The organism is Candidatus Protofrankia californiensis (assembly GCF_900634765.1).
Lineage (GTDB): Bacteria > Actinomycetota > Actinomycetes > Frankiales > Frankiaceae > Protofrankia > Protofrankia californiensis.
Window position 1 is genome coordinate 7384 of the sequence record NZ_CAAAFT010000387.1, and the last position, 6058, is coordinate 13441.

General features: G+C 71.8%; 5 protein-coding genes and 1 pseudogene. 3 read left to right on the top strand and 3 right to left on the bottom strand.

Translation table 11 applies throughout. The features are described 5' to 3' along the window. From argB to argC, 3 genes are all read right to left on the bottom strand, one after another. On the bottom strand, window positions 1-843 hold an 843-nt coding region (gene argB, locus DD1DGNOD_RS19810; protein WP_241255853.1), incomplete at its 3' end, for an acetylglutamate kinase. Beyond that, window positions 840-1991 (bottom strand): bifunctional glutamate N-acetyltransferase/amino-acid acetyltransferase ArgJ, encoded by a 1152-nt coding sequence (argJ, locus tag DD1DGNOD_RS19815; RefSeq protein WP_131768003.1) that lies wholly within the window; start codon window positions 1989-1991, stop codon window positions 840-842. The genes argJ and argB, both read right to left, overlap by 4 nt. Before the next feature lie 115 nt (window positions 1992-2106). Continuing rightward, complete coding sequence (gene argC, locus DD1DGNOD_RS19820) at window positions 2107-3135, bottom strand: N-acetyl-gamma-glutamyl-phosphate reductase (protein WP_131770796.1); 1029 nt, start codon at window positions 3133-3135, stop codon at window positions 2107-2109. A gap of 643 nt (window positions 3136-3778) precedes the next feature. Between argC and DD1DGNOD_RS19825 the strand changes: the two genes are divergently transcribed. The 3 genes and pseudogenes from DD1DGNOD_RS19825 to DD1DGNOD_RS27330 all read left to right on the top strand — a co-directional run. After that, window positions 3779-4666 (top strand): TIGR04222 domain-containing membrane protein, encoded by an 888-nt coding sequence (locus tag DD1DGNOD_RS19825; protein WP_131768004.1) that lies wholly within the window; start codon window positions 3779-3781, stop codon window positions 4664-4666. Further along, entirely contained in the window at window positions 4663-5574 is a 912-nt protein-coding gene (locus DD1DGNOD_RS19830) for a DUF692 domain-containing protein (RefSeq protein WP_131768005.1), read from the top strand. Before DD1DGNOD_RS19825 ends, DD1DGNOD_RS19830 begins: the two co-directional genes overlap by 4 nt. Next, a pseudogene (locus DD1DGNOD_RS27330) lies at window positions 5571-6058 on the top strand (DUF692 domain-containing protein); the annotation flags it as partial. The gene DD1DGNOD_RS19830 and the pseudogene DD1DGNOD_RS27330, both read left to right, overlap by 4 nt.

The window sequence follows — 6058 nt, forward strand, 5'->3', positions numbered from 1 at the left end:
GCCGTCGAGGACGTGGGCCTGCGGGACACCACCGTGTACCGCCCGCAGGCATGCCTCCATCTTCGGGATCATTCCCGCGGTCAGCGTGGGCAGCAGGTTCGCCAGCTCCCCGGCGGTCAGCTCGCTGATCACCTCGTCGCTGTGCGGCCAGTCCGCGTACAGCCCCTCGACGCCGGTGAGGATGACCAGCTTCGCCGCGCCGAGCGCGGCGGCGAGCGCGGCGGCGGCGGTGTCGGCGTTGACGTTGTACACCCCGCCGTCGATCCCGCGGGCGACGGTGGCGACCACCGGCACCTTGCCGGAGTCGAGCAGGGCGGTCACGGTCTCGGGGGCGACCTCGACGACGTCGCCGACCAGGCCGATGTCGACCTCCCGGCCGTCCACGACGGCCGGGCGCCGCTGCGCGGTGAACAGGTTGGCGTCCTCGCCGGACAGGCCCACCGCGAACGGGCCGTGGTTGTTGACCAGCCCGACGACGTCCCGGTTGACCTGACCGACCAGGACCATCCGGACGATCTCCATCGTCTCCGGGGTGGTCACCCGCAGCCCGCCGGCGAACACCGACTCGACGCCCAGTCGGTTCAGGTGCGCGGTGATCTGCGGCCCACCGCCGTGGACGACGACCACCCGCAGACCCGCGTAGCGCAGGAACACCACGTCGGCTGCGAACGCCTCGCGCAGCGCCGGGTCGCTCATCGCGTGACCGCCATACTTGATCACGATGGTGGAACCGTGGAAACGCGACAGCCAGGGCAGCGCCTCGACGAGCACCCGCGTCTTGGCCAGGGCGGCATGACCCCGCGCGAGCGTCGCCGACCGGTCCGGGGCGGGTAGTGCGCTCACGTCGAGTACGCCGAGTTCTCGTAGACGTAGCCGTCGGTGAGGTCGTTCGTCCAGACCGTCAGTTCGGTAGCGCCGGCATGCAGGTCGATCCGGATGCTGACCTCCCGGCCCGCCAGGTCGACGAGTTCACGCGGCTCCCCCGGAGCGCCACCGCGACACACCCACACCCCGTTGATCGCGACGTCGAGGGCGTCGGGTTCGAACGCGGCGCGGGTGGTTCCCACCGCCGCGAGCACCCGGCCCCAGTTCGGGTCATTGCCATACAGCGCACACTTGAGCAGGTTGCACCGCGCCACCGCCCGGCCGACCTCGAGGGCGTCCTCCTCGCCGGCCGCGCCGGTGACGGTGACGGCGATCGTCTTGGTCGACCCCTCGGCGTCGGCGACCAGCTGCCCGGCGAGATCGGCACAGGTGTCGGTCACCAGCCCGCCGAGCGTCTCGGGCGCGATGCTCACCCCGGACGCGCCGCTGGCCAGCAGCAGCACGGTGTCGTTGGTGGACATGCAGCCGTCGGAGTCCACCCGCTCGAAGGTGGTACGGCAGGCGTCCCGCAGCAGCCGGTCGGCGGTCGGCGGGTCGACGACCGCGTCCGTGGTCACCACCACCAGCATCGTGGCGAGCGCGGGCGCGAGCATGGCCGCGCCCTTGGCCATCCCACCGACCGTGACCCCCTCCGCCGCGCACACCGCCTGCTTGCTGACGGTGTCGGTGGTGCAGATCGCCTCGGCGGCGGCGCCACCGCCAGTCACCGACGCCTCGGCGACCGCCTTGTCCACGCCGGCCAGCAGCAGTTCCATGGGCAGGCGCACCCCGATCAGCCCGGTCGAGCACACGGCGAGCTCACCGGCCCCGATGCCGAGCAGGGTCGCGGTGTGCTCGGCGCAGCGGTGCGTGTCGGCGAAACCGGCAGGGCCCGTGCAGGCGTTGGCGCCGCCGGAGTTCAGCACGACCGCCCGCAGCCGACCGTCGGCGAGCACCTGCCGGGACCACTGCACCGGCGCGGCCTGCACCCGGTTGCGGGTGAACACGCCGGCGGCCGTGTCGAGGGGGCCGTCGTTGACGACGACGGCGACGTCCGGACGTCCGGACGGCTTGAGCCCGGCCACCACTCCCGCGGCCCGGAAACCGGCCGGCGCTGTGACGCTCATGATCCGACCCCCACGGTTACTCCTCCCGCCTTCGGATGATCATGGCATGCCTTCGGACGGCCATGGCTTACCTGTGCACGGTTACTGCCTGTATGGCTACTGTCGGTGGAACAGGTCACGGGGCTACCCCCTGCGCGGTCAGGCCGCTGGTTTCCGGCAGGCCGAGCATGAGGTTCGCGCACTGCAACGCCTGGCCCGCGGCTCCCTTGCACAGGTTGTCGACGGCGGCGACAACCACCGCCCGTCCCGCCTGCTCGTCCGCCGTGACCTGCAGGTGGACGGCGTTGCCGCCGAAGGTCGCCGCGGTGTGGGGCCACCGTCCCGGCGGCAGGACCCGCACGAACGGCTCGTCGGCATAGGCCGTGAGCAGCGCGCCGCGCAGCGCGTCCGTGGTCACCGCCGGTTCGAGACGGGCGGTGCAGGTGGCGAGGATGCCGCGCGGCATGGGCGCCAGGACCGTGGTGAACGACATCGACACGGGCGTGTCGACCAGCCCGCCAAGGGCTTGCAGGATCTCCGGGCGGTGCTGGTGGTTACCAACCTTGTAGGCGGTCAGGTCGTTCATGACCTCGCTGCCGAGCAGGTTCACCTTGGGCGACCGGCCAGCACCCGACGTACCGCTGGCCGCCACGACGACGATGTCCTCGGCCGCAACCAGCCCCGCGACCAGCAGCGGGGCGAGGGCGAGGGTGACCGCGGTCGGATAGCAGCCCGGGGCCGCCACCCGGCTACTGGCCCGGATCGCCTCCCGTGCCGCAGGCAGCTCCGGCATCCCGTACGTCCACGTGCCCGCGTGCTCGCCACCGTAGGCCCGGCGCCAGGCGTCGGCGTCGGCGAGCCGGTGGTCGGCGCCCAGGTCGACGACGCGGGCACCGTCCGGCAGCGTCGCCGCGACGCCGGCGGACGCGCCGTGCGGGAGCGCGAGAAAGACGATGTCGGCGTCGACGCCTACAAGGGCCGGCGTGTCGACGAAGACCCGGCCCGCAAGATCGGGAAGGTGCGGGTGGACCTCGATAACGTCCCGCCCGGCCGACGAGCCCGCCGCCAGCGGACCGACCTCGATCTCCGGATGCCCGAGCAGCAGACGCAACAGCTCCCCGCCCGCGTACCCACTCGCCCCGGCCACCGCCGCTGTCATCCCCATGGCGTCCCCATGAATGAAAACTTATACACACAGTTTCATGATCATGCAAGCAGCCCGATGGCTCCACTGACCCCGCTGACGATGTGAATCCGATGCTGCCGGAACGAACCGCATTCACATCGCTATGCGGGTCGAGGTGATCTAGGTCGAGACAGAAGGCTTTGATCAACGTGTCAGGGTTGGCGACGGATCGCACCACCGGTGCGTCGACTCCCGGTGCGCCGGCTCCGGCTCCGGGACCGGGACCGGGTTCAAGAGCCGGTTCGGGTCCGGGTCACCATGGCGTCGGAAGCCGGACACTCCTGCCTCCGGCCGCGCCGGACGGTCGACGCTGTCAGATACCGCCGGAACAAACAGATATCACTGAAACAAACCGTCCAGGCCCGGCCACGGGCTACACACGAGATCGGGACGCCGAGAATCGGAGGGGACGCAACATGATGAGCGGCATGACGGCAGCAACCACCGCATTCGCCACGCCCACCGAGCCCCTCACCGCTGAACCCCCGACCGGCAGGCAGGTAATGGCACGACACGTAATGGCACGGCGCATGGTGACCGGGCAGGTGACGACCGGACACGTGGTCCGAGTTCCGGCCGGGCCGGTGATCGCCACCGGTTCATCGCACCGGACGGGGCCACGGTGACATTCTTCGGTGCGTATCTGACGCTCCTGTTGATCCTGCTGATCGTCATAATCGGTACGCGGGTCGTCCTGTCGCGCTCCCATGACGTACCACCCGTGGATCCGCGCAGCCTCCCCCTGGAGGATCTCGGCTTCCTTGCCGGCGGACCGAGGCGGGCGGTCGAGGCGGCGGTCGTCTCCCTGTACGACGAGGGCCGTATCGCCCCGGGAACCCGGCGCTCCTCGCTCATCGCGGTCGGCCCCCCGCCGACAGGGGGGCATGACATCACCCGTGCGGTGCACAGCACCATCGCCGCAGCAGGCGAAATCCGGCTCGCCCGCGTCAAACGGATCGTTGCAGGCAGCCCGGCCGCACATGCCACCCGCGCCGGATTACAGGCGGCACGCCTCGTGCCGCCCGCGGAACAGATCCGCAGGCTCCGGCAACTGCGCCGGGTATTCCTAATCATGGTGGCCGCGGGTCTGCTCGGCTTCCCGTTCGCCCTCGTGGCCGGCGACATCGGCGCCTTCTTCTACCTGCCGGCCGCGTTCATAATGTCCACGGTCGCCATCATGGCGACGATCACCCCGACGACCACGCGGGCCGGGCGCCGGCTCCTGCGGGACGCCCGTGTGCTCGCGCGGAGCCTGGGCCTGGGCGGGATTCCCGGTCAGCGCGGTGTGGCCGTCGCCCTGTTCAGCCCGATCGTGCTGTGGCGGACCGATCCCGTGCTCGCCCGGCAACTCGGCTTCCCCTTCTCCCCCAACTCGAACAGTTCCTCCTCGGGCGGCGGGTCGTCCTGCGGCGGCGGGTCGTCCTGCGGCGGCGGGTCCTCCTGCGGCGGCGGGTCCTCCTGCGGCGGCGGTGGCGGCGGTGGCGGCGGCTGTGGTGGCGGTGGCGAATGACCACCACGTCCGGACCGGGCGCCGGTACGCCACTGCACGGGCTGGGGATCGGCTGGCGACCGGAGCTCGCCGCCTTCATCGTCGATCGGACGGACCTGCGTTTCGTCGAGGTGATAGCCGAGACCCTGCACACCCACGGCCCCCTGCCGGCCGGTCTCGACGAACTGGTCGAGCGCGGCGTGACGGTGGTGCCGCACGGCGTCGGCCTCGGGCTCGGCGGCGCCGACCCGCTCCAGCCGGCGCGGGTCGCGCATCTGGCCGCCGTCGCCGAGCGGCTGCGGGCGCCGCTGGTAAGCGAGCATGTCGCGTTCGTGCGGGCCGACGGCCTCGAAGCCGGTCACCTGCTGCCGGTCCCGCGCACCCGCGAAGCCCTCGACGTGCTGGTCGCGAACGTGCGGGCAGTGTCCGCCGAGCTCGGGGTACCGCTCGCCCTGGAGCACCCGGCCGCGCTGCTGCGCTGGCCCGAGGCGGACTTCGGCGAGGCCGACTTCCTCACCGAACTGGCCGAGCGCACCGGCGCGCTGCTCCTGCTGGACCTCGCCAACCTGCACGCCGACCGGATCAACCACGGAGTCGACCCGCACCGCTTCCTCGAGGCGTTGCCGTGGGAGCGCATCGCCTACATCCATGTGGCGGGTGGGGTCGTACGCGACGGGCTCTACCACGACACCCACACCCATCCCGTCACCGGAGAGGTCCTCGATCTGGTGCGCGAGGTGGCCGACCGCTATCCGTATCCGTATCCGGACCCGGCGGGCCAACGGCAGCGTGATCATTCCTGTCCCGCTGCCGCAGACTCCGGCAGGACTCCAGCGATCATGCTCGAACGCGACGGTCGCTACCCGTCCGTCCGGGAGCTCACCGATGAGCTGGACGCCGTCGCCGCCGCGGCCGGACACGTCCCATGATCGTCCCCACATCGCGAGCCGGGAGGCAGGACGGGCAGGACGGTTGCGATGCCGGAGGCGACTGCGATGCCGGAAGCGAGTTGCGGCAGGCGCAGGGCGACCTCGTCCGTGCGCTGGTAGCCGGCGGGCCGCTCCCCGCCGGATTCGACCCCGACCGTGTCGGGGCAACCCGGGTCGCGCTGCTCGACAAACGCGCGGACGCGGTCGCGCGAGCATGGCCGGCGCTGTCGTCCCTGCCCGCCTTCCGGTCCAGGTTCACGGCCTTCGCAGCCGGTCGCCCGCCCGTCGGGGCGCACGCCGACGGAGTGGCCTTCGCCCGCGCGGTCCATGGTGATCTCCACCGCGACGCGCGGGCCGAGCAGCTCGTGGCCGCGCTGGCGCGGCGGCGTCTGGCGATTGCCGCGGACCGGCGGGCGGACGGGCGTCCGCTCATCGCGGTACGGGCGCCGTTCGTGGGCACACGCATCCTCGGCTTCGGCTTCGG

Excerpts from the sequence above, each read along its gene's own strand:
- DD1DGNOD_RS19830 (WP_131768005.1), top strand. The coding sequence starts at position 4,663 with ATGACCACCACGTCCGGACCGGGCGCCGGTACGCCACTGCACGGGCTG.
- argJ (WP_131768003.1), bottom strand. The coding sequence starts at position 1,991 with ATGAGCGTCACAGCGCCGGCCGGTTTCCGGGCCGCGGGAGTGGTGGCC.
- argC (WP_131770796.1), bottom strand. The coding sequence starts at position 3,135 with ATGGGGATGACAGCGGCGGTGGCCGGGGCGAGTGGGTACGCGGGCGGG.